The 22,189-nt window shown below is 67.5% G+C and carries 17 protein-coding genes; 2 read left to right on the top strand and 15 right to left on the bottom strand.

Annotation, left to right across the window (positions count from 1 at the left end; genetic code table 11):
- Positions 1-6: 6 nt before the first annotated feature.
- From FF090_RS12275 to FF090_RS12215, 13 genes are read right to left on the bottom strand one after another with little or no spacing between them, the layout of a single operon-like run.
- Positions 7-963, bottom strand: a complete 957-nt coding sequence (locus tag FF090_RS12275) for a polysaccharide deacetylase family protein (protein WP_175423637.1) — start codon at positions 961-963, stop codon at positions 7-9.
- Positions 960-2,267, bottom strand: a complete 1,308-nt coding sequence (locus tag FF090_RS12270) for a putative O-glycosylation ligase, exosortase A system-associated (RefSeq protein WP_138856997.1) — start codon at positions 2,265-2,267, stop codon at positions 960-962. The genes FF090_RS12275 and FF090_RS12270 overlap by 4 nt, the downstream gene beginning before the upstream one ends.
- Positions 2,268-3,251, bottom strand: coding sequence for a transglutaminase domain-containing protein (locus tag FF090_RS12265; protein ID WP_138856996.1), 984 nt, complete (start codon positions 3,249-3,251; stop codon positions 2,268-2,270). It abuts the gene before it with no gap.
- On the bottom strand, positions 3,248-4,339 hold the full coding sequence (locus FF090_RS12260) for a hypothetical protein (RefSeq protein ID WP_138856995.1): 1,092 nt from the start codon (positions 4,337-4,339) through the stop codon (positions 3,248-3,250). The genes FF090_RS12265 and FF090_RS12260 overlap by 4 nt, the downstream gene beginning before the upstream one ends.
- A complete protein-coding gene (locus FF090_RS12255; RefSeq protein WP_138856994.1) occupies positions 4,339-5,799 on the bottom strand; it encodes an MBOAT family O-acyltransferase in 1,461 nt (486 codons plus the stop codon). The genes FF090_RS12260 and FF090_RS12255 overlap by 1 nt, the downstream gene beginning before the upstream one ends.
- 10 nt (positions 5,800-5,809) lie before the next feature.
- Positions 5,810-7,162: a phenylacetate--CoA ligase family protein gene (locus FF090_RS19600; RefSeq protein WP_175423636.1), complete on the bottom strand. Its 1,353-nt coding sequence runs from the start codon at positions 7,160-7,162 to the stop codon at positions 5,810-5,812.
- Positions 7,162-8,268 carry a glycosyltransferase family 4 protein gene (locus FF090_RS19595; protein WP_246071403.1) on the bottom strand — a complete coding sequence of 369 codons (1,107 nt, stop codon included), beginning with the start codon at positions 8,266-8,268 and terminating at the stop codon, positions 7,162-7,164. The genes FF090_RS19600 and FF090_RS19595 overlap by 1 nt, the downstream gene beginning before the upstream one ends.
- Positions 8,265-9,593, bottom strand: a complete 1,329-nt coding sequence (locus FF090_RS12240; RefSeq protein WP_138856993.1) for a nucleotide sugar dehydrogenase — start codon at positions 9,591-9,593, stop codon at positions 8,265-8,267. The genes FF090_RS19595 and FF090_RS12240 overlap by 4 nt, the downstream gene beginning before the upstream one ends.
- 11 nt (positions 9,594-9,604) lie before the next feature.
- Positions 9,605-10,825 carry a glycosyltransferase gene (locus FF090_RS12235; RefSeq protein ID WP_138856992.1) on the bottom strand — a complete coding sequence of 407 codons (1,221 nt, stop codon included), beginning with the start codon at positions 10,823-10,825 and terminating at the stop codon, positions 9,605-9,607.
- Positions 10,822-11,517, bottom strand: coding sequence for a GNAT family N-acetyltransferase (locus FF090_RS12230; protein ID WP_138856991.1), 696 nt, complete (start codon positions 11,515-11,517; stop codon positions 10,822-10,824). Before FF090_RS12230 ends, FF090_RS12235 begins: the two co-directional genes overlap by 4 nt.
- Entirely contained in the window at positions 11,514-12,398 is an 885-nt protein-coding gene (locus FF090_RS12225) for a hydrolase 1, exosortase A system-associated (protein WP_138856990.1), read from the bottom strand. Before FF090_RS12225 ends, FF090_RS12230 begins: the two co-directional genes overlap by 4 nt.
- Positions 12,395-13,180: a serine aminopeptidase domain-containing protein gene (locus FF090_RS12220; RefSeq protein WP_138856989.1), complete on the bottom strand. Its 786-nt coding sequence runs from the start codon at positions 13,178-13,180 to the stop codon at positions 12,395-12,397. The genes FF090_RS12225 and FF090_RS12220 overlap by 4 nt, the downstream gene beginning before the upstream one ends.
- 11 nt (positions 13,181-13,191) lie before the next feature.
- Positions 13,192-13,446: an acyl carrier protein gene (locus tag FF090_RS12215; RefSeq protein WP_138856988.1), complete on the bottom strand. Its 255-nt coding sequence runs from the start codon at positions 13,444-13,446 to the stop codon at positions 13,192-13,194.
- Between the two features lie 181 nt (positions 13,447-13,627).
- Here FF090_RS12215 and FF090_RS12210 point away from each other — a divergent pair, with 181 nt between their 5' ends.
- Together FF090_RS12210 and FF090_RS12205 are read left to right on the top strand one after the other, a co-directional pair.
- Positions 13,628-15,226: an acyl-CoA ligase (AMP-forming), exosortase A system-associated gene (locus tag FF090_RS12210; protein WP_138856987.1), complete on the top strand. Its 1,599-nt coding sequence runs from the start codon at positions 13,628-13,630 to the stop codon at positions 15,224-15,226.
- Complete coding sequence (locus tag FF090_RS12205; RefSeq protein WP_138856986.1) at positions 15,223-16,452, top strand: pyridoxal-dependent decarboxylase, exosortase A system-associated; 1,230 nt, start codon at positions 15,223-15,225, stop codon at positions 16,450-16,452. Before FF090_RS12210 ends, FF090_RS12205 begins: the two co-directional genes overlap by 4 nt.
- On the opposite strand, the gene FF090_RS12200 is transcribed toward FF090_RS12205, so the two are convergent.
- Together FF090_RS12200 and FF090_RS12195 are read right to left on the bottom strand one after the other, a co-directional pair.
- Entirely contained in the window at positions 16,445-18,253 is a 1,809-nt protein-coding gene (locus FF090_RS12200) for a putative bifunctional diguanylate cyclase/phosphodiesterase (protein ID WP_138856985.1), read from the bottom strand. The genes FF090_RS12205 and FF090_RS12200 overlap by 8 nt on opposite strands.
- On the bottom strand, positions 18,254-22,150 hold the full coding sequence (locus tag FF090_RS12195; protein WP_138856984.1) for an ATP-binding protein: 3,897 nt from the start codon (positions 22,148-22,150) through the stop codon (positions 18,254-18,256).
- Between the last annotated feature and the right edge of the window lie 39 nt (positions 22,151-22,189).

Here is a 22,189-nt window from a genome sequence, read left to right as displayed (position 1 = left end):
AGTGCGTCAATGCGTGGCTTCTTGGCCGAGCAGATTGCGCGCCAGACGCAGGCCAAAGCGGGTGGCGGTCTGGTCCCAGGGCGTGAAGCGCGGCAGCTGGGCAGCCAGGCTGCCGGGGTGGGTGGCACCAGCGGCGGTGGTGACGGCGGCTTCAAAGCCGGCGGCTTCGACCATGTCGGCGTGCTCGCGCCGGTAGTCGCGTCCGGGCACACCATTGGGATAGGCGAACAGGGTCACCGGCTGTTGCAGCAGGGCTTCAAGTTCCTGCTTGCTGCCGCGAATCTCGGCCTCGGCTTGGGGCCCACTCAGATTGGCCAGGATCGGGTGGCTGAGTGTGTGGGCGCCGATCTGCATGCCGGCATCGCGCAGGGCCTTGAGTTGGCTGCGCGTCATCATCAGATCGTCGGGCAGGGGCTGGCCCACGCGCGCGGCGATCGCGTCGGCCACTTCTTGGCGGCGCGCTTGCGGCAGGTATTTGGCGGCCGGTAGCAAGCGGGCCACGGCGGCGCGGCGGGCAGCCATGTCGGGCAGGGGATGCGTTCCCAAGTCAAGATCGCGCAGGTCCAATTCGGCGGTCGGACAGCGGCGCACGGCCTCGGCGATGGTGTCGTTCCACATGCGGCCCCCATCCAGGTAGTCGGTGGCGATGAAGAAGGTGGCGCTCAGGCCCAGCCGGCGCAGGATGGGGGTGGCCTGGGTGAGGTTGTCGGCATAGCCGTCGTCAAAGGTGATGGCCGCCGCCCGGGCTGGCAGGGTGCCAGCGCGCCAACGGCGCACGGCTTCGTCCAACGGCAGCACATTGAACCAGCGGGCCACCCAGCCCATGTCGCGCTCGAACTCGGCCACACTGGGCAGGTCGGTGTGCAGATCGTCCTTGTGCGCCAGCACGCGGTGGTAGATCAGGATGGAGAGGCGCTGGCGCGAGCGCGCCGACAGCAGGTTGAGGGCGAGCGGAACGATCATGGACGGAAAGGCGCAGGGCGCTGTGGGGCCGGGCTTTGAGTGGGCAGGGGGCGTGCGGCGGCGTCCTTGAGCTGCTGTTGCACCGCCAACTGGGTCAGGATGGCCAGCGCCACGAAGTAATAGGGCAGGTCAAAGTTGACCAAGTTGACGAACAGGCCGCCGACCGCGAAGCCCGCCACCGCCACTTGCACCATGCGCGCCAGCAAATTGGCCCATTCCAGTTCGGGACCGACGGCCTGCTTGACGATGCGCGAGCACAGCCGCCAGGTCGATACGCCGATGCCGATGTAGAGCGCGAGGCCGACGAATCCATGCTCGGCCAGGGCCTGGAAATAAATGCTGTGCGGGGAATAGGCCTTGGCCCATTCGGTGACGGCATAGCGGTGCCAGGTCTCCGGGTTGGCGGTGACGGAGTAACCACCGCCAGTGAAGGGGTTGTGCAGGGCCAGGTTCCAGATCATCTTCCAGGTGTAGAGCCGGCTCTGTGCCGAGTGGTCCTCATGACTCTGGATGGTGCCCATCTTGTTGGTCCAAGAGTCGGGCATGAAGATGACCATCAGGATCAGGCCGATGGCCAGCACGGCCAGCGTGGCCACGCGCCGCTTGCTCTTCAAACCCAGCAGGGTGCACATCACCAACACCGCCAGCAGCGCGCCGCGCGAGGTGGTGCCCAGCACGGCCAGGGTGTTGAGGCCCATGGCGCCCCACAGGCCCAGGCGGATCCAGCGGCTTTCGGTCTGCTGGATCAGGTAGTACATCAGCGGCACCACCATCATCATGGCCAGGGCGATGTGGTTGGTGCCCTCGATGAAGCTGCCGGTGGGGCCCATCACCATGGACGAGCCACCGCGGGCGATGGTGAAGATGCCGCCCTTGATGCCGTAAAAGCCAATCGAGATGGCGATCAGCCACACCATGGCATGCACCTGCTGGCGCCCGCGCATCATGGACAGGGTGATGAAGAGCATGAGCTGGATCTTGGTGACCTTGACCCAGTCCTCCAGCACCATGCTGGGCTCATTGAAGCTGAAGACCGAGGAGACGCAGCACCAGCCATAAAAGGCCACCATCCACTTCGCGGTGCTGACATCCGGAAAACCGTGGCGGTTCTTGGGCTGCAGGAAGAGCACCAGCACCAGCACGGCGGCCAACTGGGCAAAGGGCAGGCTGTAGGCGAAGCCGAAGGTCAGCCGGTGGGGATTCATCAAGCCCAGCCAGGCCCAGAGCATGACCGAGATCCACGGTCGGCGCAGGGCCCAGAAGCAGGCCAGGCCGAACAGGGCCACCATGACGATGTCACGCATTTAGCGACGGCGCCAGCGAATGAACAACTGCGAGAACAGCACCAGGCTGAGCACGCTGCCCAGGCCGAAGGCGGCGTAAAGCTTTTGCTTCAGATCCAGCATGCGCTCGCGCAACGGGGCATTGGTGGCGCTGGGCACGGCCATCACCTTGGGGTGAACACCCACGGCCACGGCCCCCAGCTGCTCGGCGGCGCGTGAGAGGCTGCCCAGCCAGCGTGTGGCGGGACTGGCGTCATAGGCATAGACGGCGTTGCCCCACCACAAATACCACTGGTCGGCGCCTGCACGGTAGTAGTCCCAGAGCGCGGCTTCGTTGCGGAACCCGAAGCGCCCTGGGCCGATGCGCTCGATGCGCACGCTGCCCGGTGCTTGCACCAGTCGGTGACGGAACTCGGCCACCGACATGGGCGTGTTGCTGCTTGCGTCCAGCGGCACCCAGTTGTTGAACACGTCCAGCATGAACCAGGCTTGACGCTGGCGGTCCCAGATCTCGATCAGCGCGTGACCATGCCCCCCGAAACCGTCGAAGGAAAACGCCCATTCGCGCGCAAACATCCCGGCAGAGCCGGCCATGGCGATGAAGGTGGTGGTGTAGTCAGCGCAGTAGCCACTGCCGGCGAGGATTTGTTGGTAGGTGCCGGCCAAGTCTGAACGCGCTGCACCCCCTTGACGGGCATGGCGGATCAGGTGGTTGGCGATTTGCAGCGCGCGTGACCAGTCATCGGGCTGGGTCGCCAGGGCCAGTCCGCGTACGGGGTCGGCAAAGGGCTGGTCGGGCACCGCCGTGTCGGTGGCAAAGCTGGCTGGGCGCTGCTCGGGGCGCCAGTCGAAGTCGGCCGGGGTGCCGACCTGAAACAGCAGCGCGTTGCGCAGGCGCACCGCCTCGGTGGACGGGCGGGCCTGCAGCGCCACCCAAACCAGCAGCGCCAGCAGGGCCGCCAGCACCAGGGCGATGGCGCGCGTGGAGCTTATCCAGGACTTCATGGGGTGGGATTCTGCGTGGCTGGGCAAGCGGCCAGGGCCTGTAGGGCCGCTTCGGCTGCCACCTGGTGGCCCAGCGCGTTCCAGTGGCTGTCGATGGGGGAGTGGTCAAAGCGCTGGCCATGGGTGGCGTAGTGGCGGGCGAAGTGCTCGCCCAGGTCCACGGCGGCCATGCCCGCCTGACGCAGTGCTTCAGCCAACGCGGCGCGCGAGACTGCGTCGTCCTTTGGCGCTTGGGGCTTGCGGCCATAGAGCCGGCCGCGATCGCTGTCGAAGAGCACGGCGATGCAGGCCGGCGGGACCTGCGTTTGGTTTTGCAGGGTCTGCATCAGGGCGCGCACGGCTGGCAGGCCCTGGCCCTCAACCGGGCCTCTGGCTGTGGGCTCGGCCGGTGTCGGCAGCAGCGAAGCGGTCAGGGTGCTCTTCAGTGACTGCAGGCTGGGCGGCTGCCAGCCCAGATTGCGGCGCAGGTAGCCCCAGAGCGAAGAGCTGGCCAGACTGCCCGAGAAGGCGCCCTGGCCCTCACCGCGCAGCGGCCGGTAGTGGCGTTGGCCCTGTTCGTCCAGATGGTGCCAGCCGCGGCGCTCGTGCAGGCCCTCGCTCAAGTCGCCGTCGATCAGCACCAGCACCAGGGCCTTGGGGGCCAGGTCCCGCAGGGCCTGCTCGACCATCACCGTGTAGTCCACGGCCGAAAGCCCACTGGCGGCCAGGCCGATGGCGGCGTCGGGCCGGCCCAGGCGCTGCGCCATCTGGGCGTGCAGGCTGTCTTCATAGGCGTTCATCGCCGACTCGACAAAGCTGTCCCCGATCACCGCCACCTGGGCTCGGCCGCTCTGGAAATCAAAGGGCGCGAGCTGCCCGAAGTTGTTGGTCCGGCCCCGCTGGCCGTGGCGCAGGTCCCAGCCAAAGGAGTATTGATAGGGCTGATCGGGTTGGTAGTTGCGCAGCGGCCAGTGCGACTCATCGAGGGCGCGAATGCGCCCTTGGATGACGGGCAGGCCGCGCATGAACAACTCGGCCGCGGCGAGCATCAGGAGCATGCCGAGCAGCAGGGCGGCGAGGGCTTTGACGAGCTTCACAACAGCCTGCATCAGAAGTTGAAGTAAATGAACTCGGACACACCGCGACTGCCGTTCACGACGGCCAGCAGCACGCAGCCCATCAGCAGGGCACCCAGCAGCATCCAGCGCAGCAGCGGGCGCTGGGCAAGGCTTCGCGAAGCTTGACCGGCCCCCGCTACCCAGCGGCCGACGATTTCCTGTGAGTTGGGGCTCCACAGTGCCAAAGCGCCCAGGGCGGCAATCCAGCCCCATTGGCGCCAGGCCACACCGTCTGCCGGCTGCCAACCTTGCAGACCGGCCATGCCCGAGAGCACCCGCAGAGCGTCATCCAGGCTGTGGGCGCGGAAGAACACCCAGGCCACCACCACCGCCGCCAGCGTGAGAGCGTGGGCCAGGATGCGTTCGGCCAGGCCCACCGGCAGGCTCAGGCGCTCACGCCAGTCGCTCCAGCTGTGGTTGATGACCAGGTAGAGGCCGTGCAGACCGCCCCAGATCACAAAGGTCCAGCCCGCGCCATGCCACAGACCGCCGAGCAGCATGGTGGTCATCAGGTTGACCTGGCGGCGCGCATTGCCGTGGCGGTTGCCACCCAGGCGGATGTAGAGGTAGTCGCGCAGAAAGCGCGACAAGGTCATGTGCCAGCGGCGCCAGAACTCGCTGATATTGCGCGACTTGTAGGGCGAGTTGAAATTCAGCGGCAGGTCCACATTGAAGAGCTTGGACAGTCCCACGGCCATGTCCGAGTAGGCGCTGAAGTCAAAGTAGAGCTGCAGGGTGTAGGCCAGGGCGGCGCCCCAGGCGCTGATGCCGTCCGGTGCGGCGCCGCCGTCAAACACCGGTGCCACCCAGGGTTGGATGCCATCAGCAAGCACCACTTTTTTGAACAGGCCAATCGCAAAAAAGCTGGCGCCGATCACGATGTGCTCGGGCACCCAGCGATAGGTCTGCTTCTCACCGAACTGCGGCATCATTTCCTTGTGATGCAGCACCGGTCCGGCAATCAGATGCGGGAAATAGGTGACGAAGAGCAGGTAGTGCACGGGGTTGGATTCGCGCACCTTGCCCTCGTGGCAGTCCACCAGGAAGGCGATCTGCGTGAAGGTGAAGAAGGAAATGCCGATGGGCAGCACCACATCCAACCCGGGCAGCGGGGCGCCACTGAGGGTGCGCACCGTGTCCAGGAAGAAGTTGGCGTATTTGTAATAGGCCAGCAGGCCTAAATTGGCGGCCACGGCCAGGCCCAGCAGGGGCTGGGTGGAGCGGGACTCCAGCGCACGCGTGGCAATGGCGCGGCCGAACAGGTAGTTGGCGGTGATCGAGCCTAGCAGCAAAGCCAGGTATTCCGGTGCCCACCAGCCGTAAAACACCACCGAGCCCAAGGCCAGCCAGGCGGCGGCCAACTGGCGCTGGCCCAGACGAGCCAGCAGCATGAAGACGCCCAGCACCAAGGGCAGGTAGCCGAACAGGAATTCGTAGGAATTGAACAGCATGGGGTCTGGACTAGCGCGGGCGGACCTTGCTGACCACGTAGCGGAATTTGCCCGAGGCCTCGTTGGGAATCTGGTCCATCAACTGGACCTCGATGTGCACGCCAGCGCCTAAGCGGGCATGGAAATCGTGCTGGATGCGCTCTAGGGCGCGGTCGTCGAATCCCGGGCCGCGTTCCAGCAGCACCCGGGTGTGGTCCAGGCTCTCCTGCTCGATGCGAAAGCGCGCCACGCCGGGGATGTCTCGCAGGGTGTAGATCAGCGCCAGACCGTGCATCACGGTGCCGTCCTGGGCCACCACGAAGTCGGTGGTGCGGCCCTGCACCTCGGCCAGCACGGGCAGGCCGCGTCCGCAGGCACAGGGCTGGCTGGAGAGCACGCCCACGTCGCCGGTGCGATAGCGAACAAAGGGGAAGTCGCGGGTGGCCAGATGGGTGACGACGATCTCGCCCGCCTCATCGGCTTCGCACACCGAGCCATCCGGCCGCACGGTTTCGACAATCAGATCTTCAGCGCTGATGTGCAGACTGCCCTGCGGGCATTGGTGGGCGATGAAGCCGGCATCGCGTGCCCCATAGCCATTGGCCACGGGGCAACCGTAGGCCCGCTCGATGGTCTGGCGCTGTTCGTCGTAGAGCCGCTCCGAGGTCACGAAGGCGACCTTGATGCCCAGATCGTCGAGGCGCAGGCCCTTGGACTGGGCGTGCTGGGCGATCAAGGACAGGCTGCTGGGGTAGCCAAACAGCATGGCCGGGCGCAGGCGCCGGATCTCGGCCACGAAGCGGTCGAGATTGGCCGGCGACATCTCAAAGGCCGGCAGCAGGGTGGATCGGAGCAGCGCATCGCGCCAGCGCTTGATGCGGTCCTGCGCACCGAGTTCGATCGGGCTGCCCCAGACCACCAGCTCGGGGTCGCCGATGTCCACGCCCCACCAGCGGGTGGCGCGCCACTTGGCGCCCACATCGTGGCTCTTGCGCGCCTTGCCCATGTAGAAGATCAAGGGCTCGCCTGAGGAGCCGCCGGTGTTGTAGCGCGTCAGCACCCCATGGTCGTCGGCCTTCAGTCCTTCACCGGCCGCGCGCATCGTGGGCTTGTCGGTCAGCGGCAGGCGTTGCAGGTCCTGCAGGCTACTGACCGACCTGGGGTCAAAGCCCAGGCTTGAGAACAGCGCGCGGTAGTGCGGCACGTGCTGGCCGATGTCCACCAGGAAGGCGCGCAGGCGCTCGGTGCGCTCGGCCTCGATCTGCGCCGGGGTGTGCCACTGGCTGGCTTCCAGGCGGCGGCGCACGGCCACCGAGTCATGCTTTTTCAGGCGCTCGTGCAGCGGAAAGATCAGGCCCGAGCAGATCGAGGTGTAGAGACCCATCAGGCAGATCCTTGTAGGCCGGCGGCGCGCTGGTAGGCGGCCAGCCACTGACGAAACACGGCGGGCCAGGCATAGGCCTGGACCTGCTGCAGACCGGTCTGGCGCAGGCGCGCGCGCAGCGGTGCATCGCTGAGCACGCGCGCGGCCGCGTCGGCCAGGGCCTGGGCGTCGCCCACCGGCACCAGCAGGGCGCTGTGTTCGTGGCGCACCAAGTCAGGGATGCCGCCGGCATCGGTGCTCACCACCGGCACACCCGAGGCCAGGGCCTCCAGGATGGAGATGGGCATGTTGTCGGCGGTGGTGGGGTTGAGCACGCAATCGGCGCTGGCGTAGAGCGCCGGGATGTCGGCATTGGCGATGCGGCCGCTGAAGTGCACGGCATCCTGAATGCCCAGCGCTCGGCATTGCAGTTGCAGCCGTTCCAGCTCGGGGCCGGAGCCCGCCACCGTCAGACGCGCCTGCGGCCAACGCTGGCGCAGCAGGGCAAAGGCCTGCAGCGCGGTGGGGATGCCGTAGATGGGCTCCAGATTGCGCGTCACCACCAGATGCGGCGCCGCGCCTGGATCGGTCTCGGGGCGCGGCCTGAAGCGCGTCAGGTCGATGATGTTGGGGATGACCTCGGCGTGCAGGCCGTGCTTGGCGAACACGCGCTCCAGAAAGCTGGACGGCGTGACGCGCAGCTGCACCCGGGCCAGGCTCTTCAGCACATGGCGCGGTGCATTGGCAAAAAACTCATCGGCTAGCCCGCCCCGGTAGTTCAGCACCACCGCACAGCCGCGCTGCCGCGCGATCCACAGCGCGGGCGCGGCAAACAAATGCCAGGCCCAACCGGAATTGGCCAGTACATGCATGACCTGATTGCGCCCTGCGGCTCGCCAAAGCGCCCACAGGTAGGGCAGCAGGCGCGCGAAGGCCCGCAGCACCGGCAGCCGGCCGACCCAAGCCGGGCGGTAGGGCGGGTTGTTGCGTACCAGCTCAACCTGCAGCCCCTCGGCGCGCAGCAGGCGCACCAGCTGCTCGCACTGGTTGGCCATGCCGCCCGAGGGGGGCGGCAGCGGGCCCACCACGCAGAGGCGCAGGTCGGCAGGTGCGCTGGCCGTGATCACCAGCTCAGGCCCTTGACCTCGGCCTTGATGTCGGCGCGGTTGGGCAGGTTCACCAGGTCCAGCACCAGCTGGTCGGCGCGGGCATGCTGGGCCAGCGCGGCATAGACGCGCGCATCGGCCAGGCCCACCACCAGGTAGTCGGACTCGGCAATCACCTGTTCCAGCTCGGGCTTGAGCAGCTGACCGATATGGGGCAGATGGGTCTCGACATAGCGGCGGTTCGAACCCAGCAGATGGGCCAGATGCACCTCGGGGTCATAGACCGAGAGCTGCATGCCCTTGCCGATCAGCTGTTCGGCCAGGGTCACCAGGGGCGACTCGCGCAGGTCGTCGGTGCCGGTCTTGAAGGACAGGCCGACGAAGCCGATCTTGCGGCGGCCAGAGGCCATCACCGCCTCATAGGCCAGGTTCAGATGCGCTTCGTTGGAGGCCAGGATGGCCGACAGCATGGGCAGCTCGACGTCGCGGGTCTTGGCCAAATAGCTGGTGGCGCGCAGGTCCTTGGGCAGGCAGGAGCCGCCGAAGGCGAAGCCCGGCTTCAGATAGGCCTTGGAGATGTTGAGCTGGGTGTCCTGGCAGACCAGATTCATCACCTCGAAGGGGTCCACGCCCAGGGCCGCGCACAGGCGCGCGGTCTCGTTGGCGAAGGTGATCTTGAGCGCGTGGAAGTTGTTGCAGCAGTACTTCATCATCTCGGCGGCACGCACCGAGGTGGGCAGGAACTGGCAGGGCAGGTGGCCGAAGAGCTGGCGCAGGCGATTCAGCGGCTCTTCGTGGTTGGCGCCCACCACCGTGAAGGGCGGCTTGTCGTAGTCACGGATCGACGAGCCTTCGCGCAGGAACTCGGGCTGGAAGCACAAGAAAAAGTCCACGCCGTCCTTCTTGCCCGAGGCCTTCTCGATGATGGGACGCAGCACGTCCTCGACGGTGCCCGGCACCAGGGTGGAGCGGAACACCACCACATGGGGCGCGGCCTTCTTTTCGCACTTGGCCCCAATCGCACGGCCCATGGCCTCAGCCAGGCGCAGCACGGCGGTCTGGTCCTGGCTGCCATTGGCGGCCGAGGGCGTGCCCACGCAGACCAGCGAGATTTCCGAATCGGCCACGGCGGCCTCGGCATCGGTGGTGACCTTGACACGGCCGCTGGCGGCCACTTGCTGCATCAGATCGACCATGCCTTCTTCGACCACCGGGGTCTTGCCGGCGGCGATCAGTTCAAGCTTGCTGGCGTCGATATCCACGCCGATGACCTGGTGGCCATCGCGGGCCAGGCAGGCCAGGGAAACCGCGCCGACATAGCCAAGGCCAAAGATGCTGATGTTCATGATGGGGTCTTTCAGGAGGTGATTTGGTTCAGCCAGCTGGCCAGCTGGCCGCTGCGCGCCAGGCGCGAGGCCTGCTGGATGGCGTCGGGTTGAGGGCGCCACTGCGGCGCGGTGGGGTCTTGGGCGAAGCGGGTCAAGAGACCCTGGATGTCGCTGGCCTCATCGAGCTGGGCCTGCTGCTGCAGCCCGGCGGCGCGCAGCACCTGGGCGGTGTCACCGGCGCGGTCGGCCAGCACCAGCACGGCGGGGCCGGCGCGCAGGTACTCGTAGATCTTGGCCGGGATCTGCGCATTGCAATTGCGCGCCTGCATGACCAGCAGGCCGTCGGCCTGCTGCATCTCGGCCAGGGCCTGGCGGTAGCCCACTGCCGGCAGGATCTCGACCATCTCCGTCACCTGATGCTGGGCGCCCAGTTGGCGCAGCAACTCGTCGTGCACGGCCGCGCGAAAGCGCAGGCGCAGCCGCTCGCCCAGGCCCTGGGCCTTGAGGGCGGCCAGCGCCTCGAACAGTTGGGTGGGGTCGCGCTCGGAGGGGTAGACGATGCCGCTGTGCAGCAGCGTCAAGCGGCCGGGGTTGAGCGGCTCGGGCTGGGGGGCGGCGCCAAAGCTGGCCTCGTCATAGCCGTTTTCCAGCAACTCCAGGCGCGTTGATGTCTTGGGAAAGCGGGCGCGGTAGTCGGCCAGCGCGCTGGGGGTCGTGAACGTGGCCAGCCGGGCGCGGCCAAACACCTGCTCCTCGATGCGGCAATAGGCCGCATGCGTGGCCGGGTCGGCGGGGTAGCCATCCTGGGCCATCGGATCGCGGAAGTCCGCCACCCAGGGCAGACCGCTGCGCGCGGCCAGTTCGGCACCAATGGTGTGCGCGGTAGCAATGGGGTAGGTGGACCAGATGGCGTCAATACGCTGCTCACGAATCAGGCGCAGGCCGCGGCGCACCGCATCCCAACGCCAGCTCATCCAGCGGTCGGGGCGGGCCAGCCGCCCCCAGTAGCGGCCGGCGATGGCCAGGTGGCGTGCGGTGTCCAGCGCAAACGCGCGCTCGACATGCAGATCGGCCGGCAACTCGGCGGCCAGATCCGGGCTGGTGCGCTCGTAGGCCTGGGACTGACAGGTCAGCACCGTGGGTTGCCAGCCAAACTGCGGAAGCTGTTGGGCCAGGCGCAGGGTGCGCTGGATGCCACTGGAGCCCGCCAGCGGCGGGAAGTGGTAGGCGATGAGGAGGACGCGCTTCATGGGGTGCTCGGAGCGTGCAGGGTCAGGGTCGGGCAGCCCGAGCGGCCGTCCCAATGCGGTAGCAGCGCAGCGCCCTGCCAGCTCAGCTGCCAGGAGCCGAGCTTCAGAAAGGTGGCGCTTCCCACCACGCGTGCGCCCAGGCGCTCGTGGGCGCCGATGGAAGCGCGGTTGAACCGCGAGATGCGGCTGAAACTCCAGCGGCGCTGCTCGGCGGCCAGGTCGGCGTCCACGGCCTTCCATAAGCGGGCCAGGGTGCGGCCCAGGCGCCAGCGCGGCAGCACCAGCACGTCGTAGTCCCACACGCCGTCCTGGGGCAGTTGGTAGCGGCAACGCACCTCGTCCTCCAGGTGCTCGTTCAGCGCGATCCAGATGCAGCCGGCCACCTCACCCTTGACCACCGCGCCGTAGCAGCGCGAGCCACTGGCCCAGCGTTCCGCCATGACCTCAGGCGGGCGCGGGAAGGCCGCCACACGGGCATCGCCGGCCGGCCACAGCGCGATCTGGGTCTGCGGGTCGTCCTTGACGGAGGCCAGCGCAGCATTTCCGAGCTGACCCAGAGGTTGGGCATACAGCAGATAGGGCACCAGGCCCGCGCGCCCACCGCTGCATTTCTCCAGCAGTCGGTGCGTGATGTAGAGCAGGGTGGTGGCGCGATCAAACTGCGCGCGCAAGCCCTTCCAGAGGCCGATCATGCGCGGGCCTCCTGCGGCCAGTGGCTGTGCAGCCAGCTGAGCAGATCCTCAAAGGACTGCTGTTGCAGCGCACGGCGCGAGAAGGTGTGGTCGGCCTCGGGGTAGTGCTGCAGCGTCAGCCCGGCATGGGATTGCCAGTTGCGCCAGAGCGGGAACAGCTCGCCGGCGGCCTCGAACTCGCGTGCGGTGTGGTCACGTCCGCTGAGCTGGACCAAGCGCGGGCCGGCAAAGGCCTGGTAGCCCTGGGCCATCTGCATCTGATAACACTGCGTGGCGCCCGATGGAGTTGCGGGCGCGGCCTGGCGGGCCAATTGGCGTGCGGCCCACCAGCCCTTCAGGGCCCCGAGGCCGACGCCGCCGCCCAGCAGCTTGCGCCAGAACTCGGGGTTGCGCAGACGCTCCCAGTAGTAGTGCTGCACCCGCGCACGGGCCTCGCCCTGTGCGGAGCGCACCCAGGGGTTGAGCAGGCACAGGCCGCGCACGCGCGGGTCATTGCGGCGTGCCATGTAGAGCAGGGCGGCGCTGGCGCCATCGCACAGCCCCCACAGCACCACACCTTGCAGTTGGGGCTGGGCCTGCATCAGAGCGCTGATGGCGAGATCCACCTCGGCGTCCAGCGCGCAGAAGTCCGGCAGGGCGCCCGCGTTGTTGCCCGGGTTGTTGCCTGAGCTGTCACCGATGCCGGCGTGATCAAAGCGCAGGCAGGGTGTGCCTGCTTGGGCCAGAAAGCGGGCCAGCTGCACAAAATGACGGTGCGAGCCCGCGCGGTACTGCGGGCCGCCCACCAGCACCACCACGCCCACGGACGCGGTGCCCGGGCTCAGCAGGCCGAAACGCTGGGTTGACCCGTCGCCCAGCGAAATGATGCGGTCCGCACTCATGCCGGAAACTGCGCTCGCAGCCAAGACAGGCTGGCGGCCGTCAGGGCCGGGCTGTCTTCCAGCTCGGTGGCGGCCCAGGGGGCAGGGTCTTGCAGGGCCTGGGCTTGCACGCCGGGGTGGCGCGCCAGCCAGGACTGCGAACCGGGTAGCAGGGCGGGTTCGGCCTGGCTGCTGGCCTCCAGCCACAGCGTCGGCCCATTGCCGGCCTGCAGCTCGGCGGCTTCCAGTCCGGCAGCCAGGGCGGGGCTGAGCAAATAGCCGGCCACTTCCACGGGCTGACCTTGCGCCAGCTGGGCTTTCAGATCCGCCATGGTGCTGCGCTCGGCGGCGTCCATTTCAGCCGCCAGACGCAGACGCAGGAACTGCTGCAGCACGGCCTTGCCCTGCGTGGCGGGCTGCCACCAGAGCTGGGGCCGGTCTTCAGCCACTGCGCTGCCCAGCAAGCAGCCCGCGCGCAGGCCCCACAGCACCTGAGGGCGATCGGGAAACTCGGCCGCCAGCTTGAGCAGACCCTGCTGGGCATCATTCAGCCAGTCGGACCAGCCGGCATCACCAAAATCGCCGTCGCTGTCGCCGCAGCCCAGGGGATCCAGCTGCAGCACTGCAAAGCCGGCTTCGGCCAGGGTCATGCAGGCCTGTGCGAGGGCGCGGCGGGTTTTGTTCAGCTCTTCGGCAAAGGGCGGCAGCAGCAGCAGCACCGCACGAGGCATCGATGCCGGGCGGTGCAGCAGGGCGAAGCGCCGCGCGCCCGCCCATTCGAGAAATTGGGGCTGCTGCCTCACGACACAGCCGCTCAGGCGAGTTTGGCCGCCAGGAAGTCGGTCAGAGAACCCACGGTGGCGAACACATCGCCGTCGACTTCGTCGTCGTCGATGCTGATGCCCAGCTGCTCTTCCATGGCGGTCATCAGCGAAACCACGGCCATCGAGTCCAGTTCCGGCACGGCGCCCAGCAGGGCGGTGGCGCGGGTGAAGGACTGGGCGCGGCCTTCCAGGCTCAGAACATCATCAAGAAGGCGCAGCACTTGGGCCTGAAGGTCGGTGGACATGGGTGGTATTCGGGAGATGAAAAACAAAGCCCGCCAAGGCGGCGGGGAAGGCGCGAGACTTTAACCGCCGGGGCCCCCACAGACCCGGGGGAACCCCCGTCTTGCGGGGGGCGGCTGCGCTACATTGCCGGCCACCTTTGCCAATGGTTTGGCGCGGGCTTGCATCGCCCGCGATCTCCCTATGAATCACCCTCTCGAATCCACCCTGCTGCACGAGCTGATCGAGCGCAGTGCTGCGCGCGCGCCCGACAGCCTGGCCTTGAGCTATCGCGGCCAGCATCTCAGCTACGCCCAGCTTTGGACCCAGGTGCAGGGCTTTGCCCACGGGCTGTTGGCGCAGGGCTTGCAGCGCGGTGAGCGCGTCGGCATTTATCTGGAAAAACGTTTCGAGACCGTGGTGGCCAGCTTTGGCGCCCCGGCAGCGGGCGGGGTCTTTGTGCCGATGAATCCCTTGCTCAAGCCCGAGCAGGTGGGTTTTATCGCCCAGGACTGTTCGGTGCGCTATCTGGTGACCTCGGCCGACCGCTATGCCCAGCTGGAGCCGGTGTTGCAGGGCTGCCCCGAGCTGCAGGCGGTATTCCTGACCGAGGGGGCGAGCGAGCAGCGCAGTCAGCGCTGGGCCATCCTCGATTGGAACGAAGCTCTGCGGGCCCCGGCACGCACTGGTCATCGGGTGATCGACACCGATGTGCTGGCCATCCTCTACACCAGTGGCTCGACAGGAAAGCCCAAGGGCGTGGTGCTGAGCCATCGCAATATGGTGGCGGGCGCCAAGTCAGTCTCTTCTTATCTGGGCAATCACAGCGGCGACAGCCTGCTGGCCGCGCTGCCGCTGTCCTTTGACGCGGGTTTCAGCCAGCTCACCACGGCCTTCCACGTCGGCGCCCGGGTGGTGCTGTTGAATTACCTGATGCCGCGCGATGTGCTGCGTGCGCTGGGAAAGGAGCGCATCACCGGCCTGACCGCCGTGCCGCCGCTCTACATCCAGCTCACACAAATGGAGTGGCCGGCTAGCATCAACGAGCACCTGCGCTACTTCGCCAACACCGGCGGGCGCATGCCGCGGGACACCCTGGACCAACTGCGCGCCCGCGTGCCGGCCGCCCAGCCTTTCCTGATGTACGGCCTGACCGAGGCCTTCCGCTCCACCTATTTGCCGCCGGAAGAGGTGGACCGCCGGCCGGACAGCATTGGCAAGGCGATCCCGAACGCCGAGATCCTGGTTCTGCGCGAGGATGGCAGCGAATGTGCCCCCGATGAGCCCGGTGAGCTGGTGCACCGCGGTGCACTGGTGGGTCTGGGCTATTGGGGTGATCCTGAAAAGACGGCCGAACGCTACAAATTGCTGCCCGGCTCGACGCAAGCGCGCCTGAGCGGCCTGCAGTTGCCCGAGTACGCGGTGTTCAGCGGCGACACCGTGCGCCGCGATGCCGAGGGCTTCCTGTACTTCATCGGTCGCCGCGACGAGATGATCAAGACCAGCGGCTACCGCGTCAGCCCCACCGAGGTCGAGGAGGTGCTGTACGCCACCCAGCTGGTGGGCGAATGCGCGGCCTTCGGGGTGGAGCATGCGCAGCTGGGCCAGGCCATCTATGTGATCGCGACGCCGCCGGCCGGGGCTGACAGCCTGGATCGCGAGGCCCTGCTGGCACAGTGCCGCGCCCGCATGCCGGCCTACATGATCCCGGCCACCGTGGAGGAGCGTGCGGGTCCACTGCCGCGCAACCCCAACGGCAAGATCGACCGCAAGGCCCTGTCGCAGACTTTGGAAAACCTATGAGCGCGCCCCCCATTCACGTCCCCATGGACCAATTCCAGGTCCAGGGCCACGAACTGCTGATCAACGGTCAGCTCCTGAGCCGCGTGGCCGCCCGGGTCGGCAGCACGCCCTTTTATGCCTACGACCGCAGCCTGCTGGACGCCCGCGTGGCCGCCCTGCGCGCCGCGCTGCCCAAGGGTCTGAAGCTGCACTACGCGATGAAGGCCAACCCGATGCCGGCCGTGGTCGCGCACATGGCGCGCCTGGTGGACGGCATCGACGTGGCCAGCGCGGGTGAGCTCAAAGTCGCTCTGGATGTCGGCGCCGATCCGCACGAGATCAGCTTTGCCGGACCCGGTAAGCGCGACCCGGAGTTGCTGCAATCCGTGGCGGCGGGGGTGCTGGTGAATGTGGAGTCGGCCCGCGAGCTCGCGGTGCTGGAACGCGCCAGCCAGCAGCTGGGCCTGCCGGCCCGGGTGGCACTGCGCGTCAATCCGGACTTCGAGCTCAAGGGCTCGGGCATGAAGATGGGCGGTGGCCCCAAGCAATTCGGGGTGGACGTCGAGTGCGTGCCGGCCGTGCTGGCCGAGATGCGCGAGCGCGGCCTGCAGTTCGAAGGCTTCCATCTGTTCGCCGGCTCGCAAAACCTCAAGCCTGATTCGATCTGTGAGGCGCAGCAGAAGAGCTATGCCCTGGCCTTGCGCCTGGCCGAAGCCTGCCCCACGCCCATCCGCTTCCTGAACCTGGGCGGTGGTTTCGGTATTCCCTACTTCCCGGGCGAACAGCGCCTGGACTTGACCCCGATCTCGGCCAACTTGGCCGAGTTGAGCGAGCGCGCTGCGCGCGAGCTGCCTCAGGCCGAGTTGGTGATCGAGCTGGGTCGCTACCTGGTGGGTGAGGCGGGTGTGTATGTGACGCGGGTGGTTGACAAAAAGGTCTCGCGCGGCCACACCTATCTGGTCTGCGACGGTGGCTTGAATCACCACCTGAGCGCCAGCGGCAACTTCGGCCAGGTGTTGCGCAAGAACTATCCGGCCACCATCGGCAACCGCCAGGGTGGGGCGACCGAGACCGTCTCGGCGGTGGGCCCCTTGTGCACCCCGCTGGATTTGCTGGCCGACAAAATGGCCCTGCCGGCGGCTGAGATTGGTGACCTGGTGGTGATCTTCCAGAGCGGCGCCTATGGCGCCAGCGCCAGTCCGGCGCGCTTCCTCGGTCACCCGGAGGTGACCGAGGTACTCATTTGAGAGTGAGCAGGGCGGCCTGAAGCGCTTCTTCGCTGAGGGCTTCGGGCTGGTGGAAGTGATAGCCCTGGGCGAACTGAACGCCCAGTTCACTGAGCAATTTGGCCACCGCACCGTTCTCAACGAACTCGGCCACCACCGGCAGGCCCAGGGCTTGGGCCATTTGCACCATGGAGCGCACCATGGTGGCGTTCGCCTCGTCGTGGTCCATGTCGCGCACGAAGGCGCCGTCGATCTTCAGGGTGTCGAAGGGCAGGCGCTTGAGGTAGGCAAAGCTGGCGAAGCCGGTGCCGAAGTCGTCCAGCGAGAAGCGCACGCCTTGTTCTTTGAGCGCCTGCATGAAACTGAGCGCCGCATCCAGGTTGACGATGGCCTCGGTTTCGGTGATCTCGAAGCAGAGCTTGTTGGCGGGGAAATGAAGATCGCGCAGCAGGTTGAGGATGCGCTCGGCCAAGCTGGTGTCGCGCAGCGAGTAGGCCGATAGATTGATCGTCACCAGTTCAACCTGGGGCAGCAGGGCGGTCAGGGTCGAGAGGCGTGAAAGCACCTCGCGCACCATCCAGCGATCCAGCTGATCGATCAGCTGGTAGCGCTCGGCCGGGCCGATGAAGGCGCCTGGCGCGACGATGCGGCGTGACTCCGGGTCCCACAGGCGGATCAGGGTCTCAAAGCGCAGGCCACCCGGGTTGGGTTCGGCCAAGGGCACGATGCGTTGGAAATAGACCCGGAAGTGACTCTGCTTGAGCGCGTCCAGAAGCCGGTAGGCCCAGTTGACGGCTTCGCGCGGATCGGCGTCGCGGGCCGAGGCACGGTGCAGGCGCACACCGGGGCCCCCTTCGCGGCGCGCCAGGTAGCTGGCCTCGTCGGCCTTCACCATCACCTGCTCGAAGGAGTAGTACTCGGTGCCAATCGGCACCACCGCGACGCGGGCGTCGACGTGGTAGGTGCGACCATCCCACACAAAACCAAAGCTCTCGAAGGCCTGCTTGATGCGCTGCGCCAGCGACATCACCGGTTCCACCGGGCGTGCGCTGAGGATGGCGAAGCGGTCGCCCCCTAAGCGCGCGATGAAGTCTTCGGGTGCGGCCAGTGCGGCCAGCAGATCGGCCACCTGGCGCAGCAATTCGTCGCCGGCGATGTAGCCGCAGGCGTCGTTGACGATGGCGAAGCGGGTCAGTTCGACCATGGCCACGCAGGCACTGTCCTCGCCGCGGTCGGCGCGCGCCAGCAGGCCCTGCACATGGCTCTCCAGCGCGTCGCGGTTGTAGAGCCGGGTCACGAAGTCGTGCGTGGCCAGATAGGAGAGGCGGTCCTGCATGAAGCGCCGCTCGTTGATCTCTTCGCGCAGCTTGCGGTTGGCCTGCACCAGCTCCTGGGTGCGTTCGCGCACGCGCTGCTCCAGCACGCCGTTGAGCTCCATCAGCTGGTGCACCAGGCGGCGCTTCTCCAGGTGATGGTTGACGCGCGAGCGCACCTCGTCGGCGCGCACCGGCTTGGCGATGTAGTCGGCGCCACCGGCGGCAAAGCCCTGCCCGACGTCCTCGGCGCGGGCGGTGACGAAGATCACCGGGATGTCCTTGCTGCGGGCATCGGCGCGCAGGCGCCGGCAGGTCTCAAAGCCGTCGATGCCGGGCATCATCACGTCCAGCAAGATCAGGTCTGGCAGGGTGCGGGCCACCAGCTCCAGCGCCCGTTCGCCGCTATTGGCCGCCAGGATGTCCAGCTCGGCGCCGGCCAAGATGGAGACCAGCAGGTCGATGTTTTCGGGCGTGTCGTCGACGATGAGCAGCTTGGCCTTGTTCATTCACTCTCCCTGGGTCTGCACGCGGGGTTGTAGCAGGGCTTCCACGGCCTGCAGATCGTAGCGAGCCAGCGCGGCCTGCATGGCCTCGCGCAATGCGGTTTCGTCCGGTGGCAACTCGGCTGCCCAGGCGCGCAGCGGCACAGCCTGGCCAGCCTGGGCCCAGCTCAAGGCCTGGGCCCAGTCCAACGGACCCGCGGATGCCGCCGGGCTTACCGATTCGACCGGTGCGCTGGGGGCCATGGGGGCTGGCTGGGTGCTGGCCAGTACTTCGGCGCGCGGCACCAGCTGGGCACCGGCGTGGGCGCGCAGCATCAGCAGGATCTGGTCAAAGTCATAGGGCTTGGCGATGAAGTCCGCAAAGCCCATGTCCAGGAAGGCCTCGCGCTCATGGATCAGGCTGGAGGCCGTGACCGCGACCATCGGGATGTCGCTCAAGTGCTCGTCGGCCGCAATGCGGCGGCGCAGTTCCACCCCATCCATGACGGGCATGCGCATGTCCGAAAGGATGAGGTCGGGCTTCTGCTGCGCACAGCGCTCCAGCGCCTGGGCCCCGTGTTCGGCCGCTAAGACTTGACAGCCCAGGCCCTGCAGCAGAGCCACCAGCAGTTCGCGGCTGTCGGGGTCGTCTTCCACCACCAGCACGCAGCAGGGGCTGTCGGGCGCCAGATGCAATTCGCTGGCCTTGAGCCGCATGCGCTTCGGGGTGTCGGGCGCCTGAACGCGTTGCAGCGGCAATTCGATCCAGGCGCAAGTGCCCTGACCGGCTTCGCTGCTCAGGCGCAGCTCGCCCCCCATGGCGCGCAACAGGCTGCGCGACAGACTCAAGCCCAAGCCGGTGCCACCGCGCTTCAGCCCGGAGTCGCCCTGCGCAAAGGGCACAAAGAGTTTGCTCAGCTCGGCGGCGGCGATGCCCGGTCCGTTGTCCTGGATGCGCAAATCCAGCTGGTCGCCGTCCACCAGACTGGCTTGCAGCCTCACTTGCCCACCGGCTGGAGTGAACTTGATGGCATTGCCCAAGAGATTGACCAGCACCTGGCCGAATTTGCCGCGGTCCAGCAGCACCGGCAGGGTGTCGGGCAGGTCGATCTCGGTGCTCAGATCCAGCTCGGCGCTGCGGGCGCGCTCCTGCAGCAACTGCACCGAATCCTCGATCTCGCGCCGCAGATCGATGCGCTCGGCATGCAGTTGCAGCGCGCCGGCCTCGATCTTGGAGAGGTCCAGCACATCATTGATCAGGCGCAGCAGGCGCGAGCCGGCGCTGTAGATGCTTTGCACGCGTTGGCGCGAGCCCTCGGGCAGATGGGTCTCCTCGCGCAGCAGCTGGGCGTAGCCAAGTACGGCATTGAGCGGGGTGCGGATCTCGTGGCTCATATTGGCCAGGAAGGCAGATTTGGCGCGGTTGGCGCCCTCGGCGCGCAGCCGTGCCTCGTTGAGTTCCTTTTCCAGGCGCAGGCGCTCGCTGATGTCGGTCATCAGCTGGGCCACATAGCGGGCCTGCCCCTGCTCGTCGCGCATCAGGAAGAAGTGTGAGAGCAGGGCCGGGGGCTGCGCGCCGGGCAGGCCTTGGAGGGCCAGCTCGCCGCCCCAATTGCCGCGCTCGCGCAGCTGCGGTAGCACTTCGGCCTGCCATTGCGCCAAGGTGGCCGCGCTCCAGTACTGCGGCAGCTGGCGTGGCGCTCCGTCCTCGTCCCAGTCGGTGTCAGCCAGCCAGCGTTTGGCGGTGTCATTGAGATAGACCACGGTGTGGTCCAGGTCGGCAATCAGGAAGCCTTGGTCGGCACTGTCGGCCAGCCAGCGGAATCGCTGCAACACCTGCTCGCGCTCCAGCCGTTTGGTGATGTCGCGCGCCACGCCCAGCACGCCGATGCGCTCGCCCTCGGCATTGCGCACCGCCGCGCGGGTGATGGTGTGCACGCAGCGCTTGCCTGCGCTATCGACGGCCTCGTTTTCGGTCTCGATGGGGCCTGGTACCAAGAGGGCGCTGGCATCCAACTCGCGGTCGCGCACCGCCTGATCGGGCGGCAGGATGTCGGCGCTGCGACGCCCCAGCAGGCTGCCGCTGGCTTGATTGAAAAAGCGTTCCAGGGCGGGGTTGACCAAGATGTATTGGCCCTGCAGATCCTTCATCCACACGGGATCGGGGATGTGGTCGAGCAGGGCGCGCAATTGCGCCTGTTGGCGGCCCAATTCGGCGCCGGACTCGCGCAGCTGATCGGCCATGCGTTGGCGCTCCAGCACTTCGTGGCGCAACTCTTGATTGGTGCCGGCTAGCTCCTGGGTGCGTTGCTGAACCTGCAGCTCCAGTTCTTCGCGCCAGCGTGTCAGCGCTTCATCGCGGCGCGAGCGGGCGATCAGGAAGGCGGTCAGCAGCGCTGTGAAGGCCAGGCCGATGGCCAGAGAGATGGCCTGGACGGCGCTGGGCCGCAGGTCCGCCGACTGCGCTGGCGTGCGCAGGGTCCAGCGGTGGCTGCCGAAGGCGATGGTCTGGGTCAGGTTGGCCTGCCCCAGCCAGGTCTGCAGGGCCGTATGGGCTGCGCTGGCGGGCAGGTCTTGCAGCGTGTGGCCGTCATACAGCAGGCCGGCGGGTTGGCTGTCGTCGCTCAGCAGCAGCAGGGGTTGCTGCCAGCGGTCAAACTGGTTGAGCGCGGTTTGCAGCAGATCGCGCAGTTGCAAGGAGGCACTGACCAGGCCGGTGGGCTCGGCGGCCGACTTGGCGTCCGGCGCCTCGAACACCGGCGCATAGGCCAGCACGATCAGCGGCTCGTCCTGGGCGTAGTGCAGATTGCTCAGCACCGGGGTTAGCGCTGGGCGGCCGGTGCGCAGGGCCGCTTCAATGGCCGGGCGGCGTAGCGGGTCGCTGCCTTCGTCCACCCCCACCCGGGCTTCCTGTCCGCCCAAGGGGTCAAGGCGCAGCGGCACCCAGTAGCTGGATTGGCTGGGCGCGTTGTGCAGGCTGCCGTCGGGCTGCACGCTGGACAGGTTTTGACCGAGCTTCTCCTCCAGTGCAGCGCGCTGTTCGGGGGTGACGCGCGCCAGATAGGCCAGGCTGCTGAGCCAGCTGTGTTCGGTGCGAATGGCGCGGGCACTCTGGGCGAATTCGGTCTCGCTGAGTTGAATTCGGTAATGCAGCGCTCCCAGACGCAGCAGATCGGACAGGCCCAGGGCCATCTGGTTTTCCACCGCCTGAGCCAGTGAGCGCAGGTCGGAGGCTTGGGCGCGCAGGCGCGCGTCGCGCTCCACATGGCCCACCAGAAAGCTGCCCGACAGGCTCAGGCCCACGCCGATGGCCAGCACCGGGTAGGCTTGGTTCAGCACGCAGTGCGCGCGCACCCCGGGGTGCAGAGCCATCAACATCAGCGGTGTGATCAGCAACATGCCGGCGCTGTCCCCCACCCACCAGGTCAGCCAGGCGTAGGCCCAGTCGCTGCTGCTGAGCTTGCCGAACGAGAGCAGCACGGCATTGCCCACGGTGGTTGCCACCAGGCATCCCAGGCAGACGACCAGCACATAGCGCAGCGCAAAGCGCCCGCCCGAGGCCTGCATGCGGGGCCACCAGTCGGCCAGCACCGCCCGTATGACGCACCATTGCAGGATCGAGGCGGCACTCAGCTGCACCGCCATTGCCATTTGGCCCGGGTTGCTCAGAGAGTCCGTGATCAGGCTGCCCAAAACCAGGCCGGGCAGGGCCCGCCAGCCCCACAGCAGCAGGGCGCCCAAGGCCCAGCCGGTGGCCGGCCAGATGGCGGTGGTGCCGCCCGGCCCGACAGCGGCGGCCAGCCCAACCAGTCCGGCGGCCCAGTAACTCAGGGCCAAGGCGGCGCTCAGCGCCAGCCAGGCGGCTGGGGTTTTGGGGGTCCAGTGGGGGCGGGCAGTCGATGCAGGCAGGGGCTGGGCCATGGCGGATGCTAGCCCGCGCCACCGTCTCGACCGTGACCG

The sequence above is a fragment of the Inhella inkyongensis genome, assembly GCF_005952805.1.
In the GTDB taxonomy this organism is placed as follows: Bacteria; Pseudomonadota; Gammaproteobacteria; order Burkholderiales; family Burkholderiaceae_C; genus Inhella; species Inhella inkyongensis.
This window is presented reverse-complemented; position numbering and strand designations above follow the sequence as displayed.

Excerpts from the sequence above, each read along its gene's own strand:
- FF090_RS12275 (WP_175423637.1), bottom strand. The coding sequence starts at position 963 with ATGATCGTTCCGCTCGCCCTCAACCTGCTGTCGGCGCGCTCGCGCCAG.
- FF090_RS12270 (WP_138856997.1), bottom strand. The coding sequence starts at position 2,267 with ATGCGTGACATCGTCATGGTGGCCCTGTTCGGCCTGGCCTGCTTCTGG.
- FF090_RS12265 (WP_138856996.1), bottom strand. The coding sequence starts at position 3,251 with ATGAAGTCCTGGATAAGCTCCACGCGCGCCATCGCCCTGGTGCTGGCG.
- FF090_RS12260 (WP_138856995.1), bottom strand. The coding sequence starts at position 4,339 with ATGCAGGCTGTTGTGAAGCTCGTCAAAGCCCTCGCCGCCCTGCTGCTC.
- FF090_RS12255 (WP_138856994.1), bottom strand. The coding sequence starts at position 5,799 with ATGCTGTTCAATTCCTACGAATTCCTGTTCGGCTACCTGCCCTTGGTG.
- FF090_RS19600 (WP_175423636.1), bottom strand. The coding sequence starts at position 7,162 with ATGGGTCTCTACACCTCGATCTGCTCGGGCCTGATCTTTCCGCTGCAC.
- FF090_RS12240 (WP_138856993.1), bottom strand. The coding sequence starts at position 9,593 with ATGAACATCAGCATCTTTGGCCTTGGCTATGTCGGCGCGGTTTCCCTG.
- FF090_RS12235 (WP_138856992.1), bottom strand. The coding sequence starts at position 10,825 with ATGAAGCGCGTCCTCCTCATCGCCTACCACTTCCCGCCGCTGGCGGGC.
- FF090_RS12230 (WP_138856991.1), bottom strand. The coding sequence starts at position 11,517 with ATGATCGGCCTCTGGAAGGGCTTGCGCGCGCAGTTTGATCGCGCCACC.
- FF090_RS12225 (WP_138856990.1), bottom strand. The coding sequence starts at position 12,398 with ATGAGTGCGGACCGCATCATTTCGCTGGGCGACGGGTCAACCCAGCGT.
- FF090_RS12215 (WP_138856988.1), bottom strand. The coding sequence starts at position 13,446 with ATGTCCACCGACCTTCAGGCCCAAGTGCTGCGCCTTCTTGATGATGTT.
- FF090_RS12210 (WP_138856987.1), top strand. The coding sequence starts at position 13,628 with ATGAATCACCCTCTCGAATCCACCCTGCTGCACGAGCTGATCGAGCGC.
- FF090_RS12205 (WP_138856986.1), top strand. The coding sequence starts at position 15,223 with ATGAGCGCGCCCCCCATTCACGTCCCCATGGACCAATTCCAGGTCCAG.
- FF090_RS12200 (WP_138856985.1), bottom strand. The coding sequence starts at position 18,253 with ATGAACAAGGCCAAGCTGCTCATCGTCGACGACACGCCCGAAAACATC.
- FF090_RS12195 (WP_138856984.1), bottom strand. The coding sequence starts at position 22,150 with ATGGCCCAGCCCCTGCCTGCATCGACTGCCCGCCCCCACTGGACCCCC.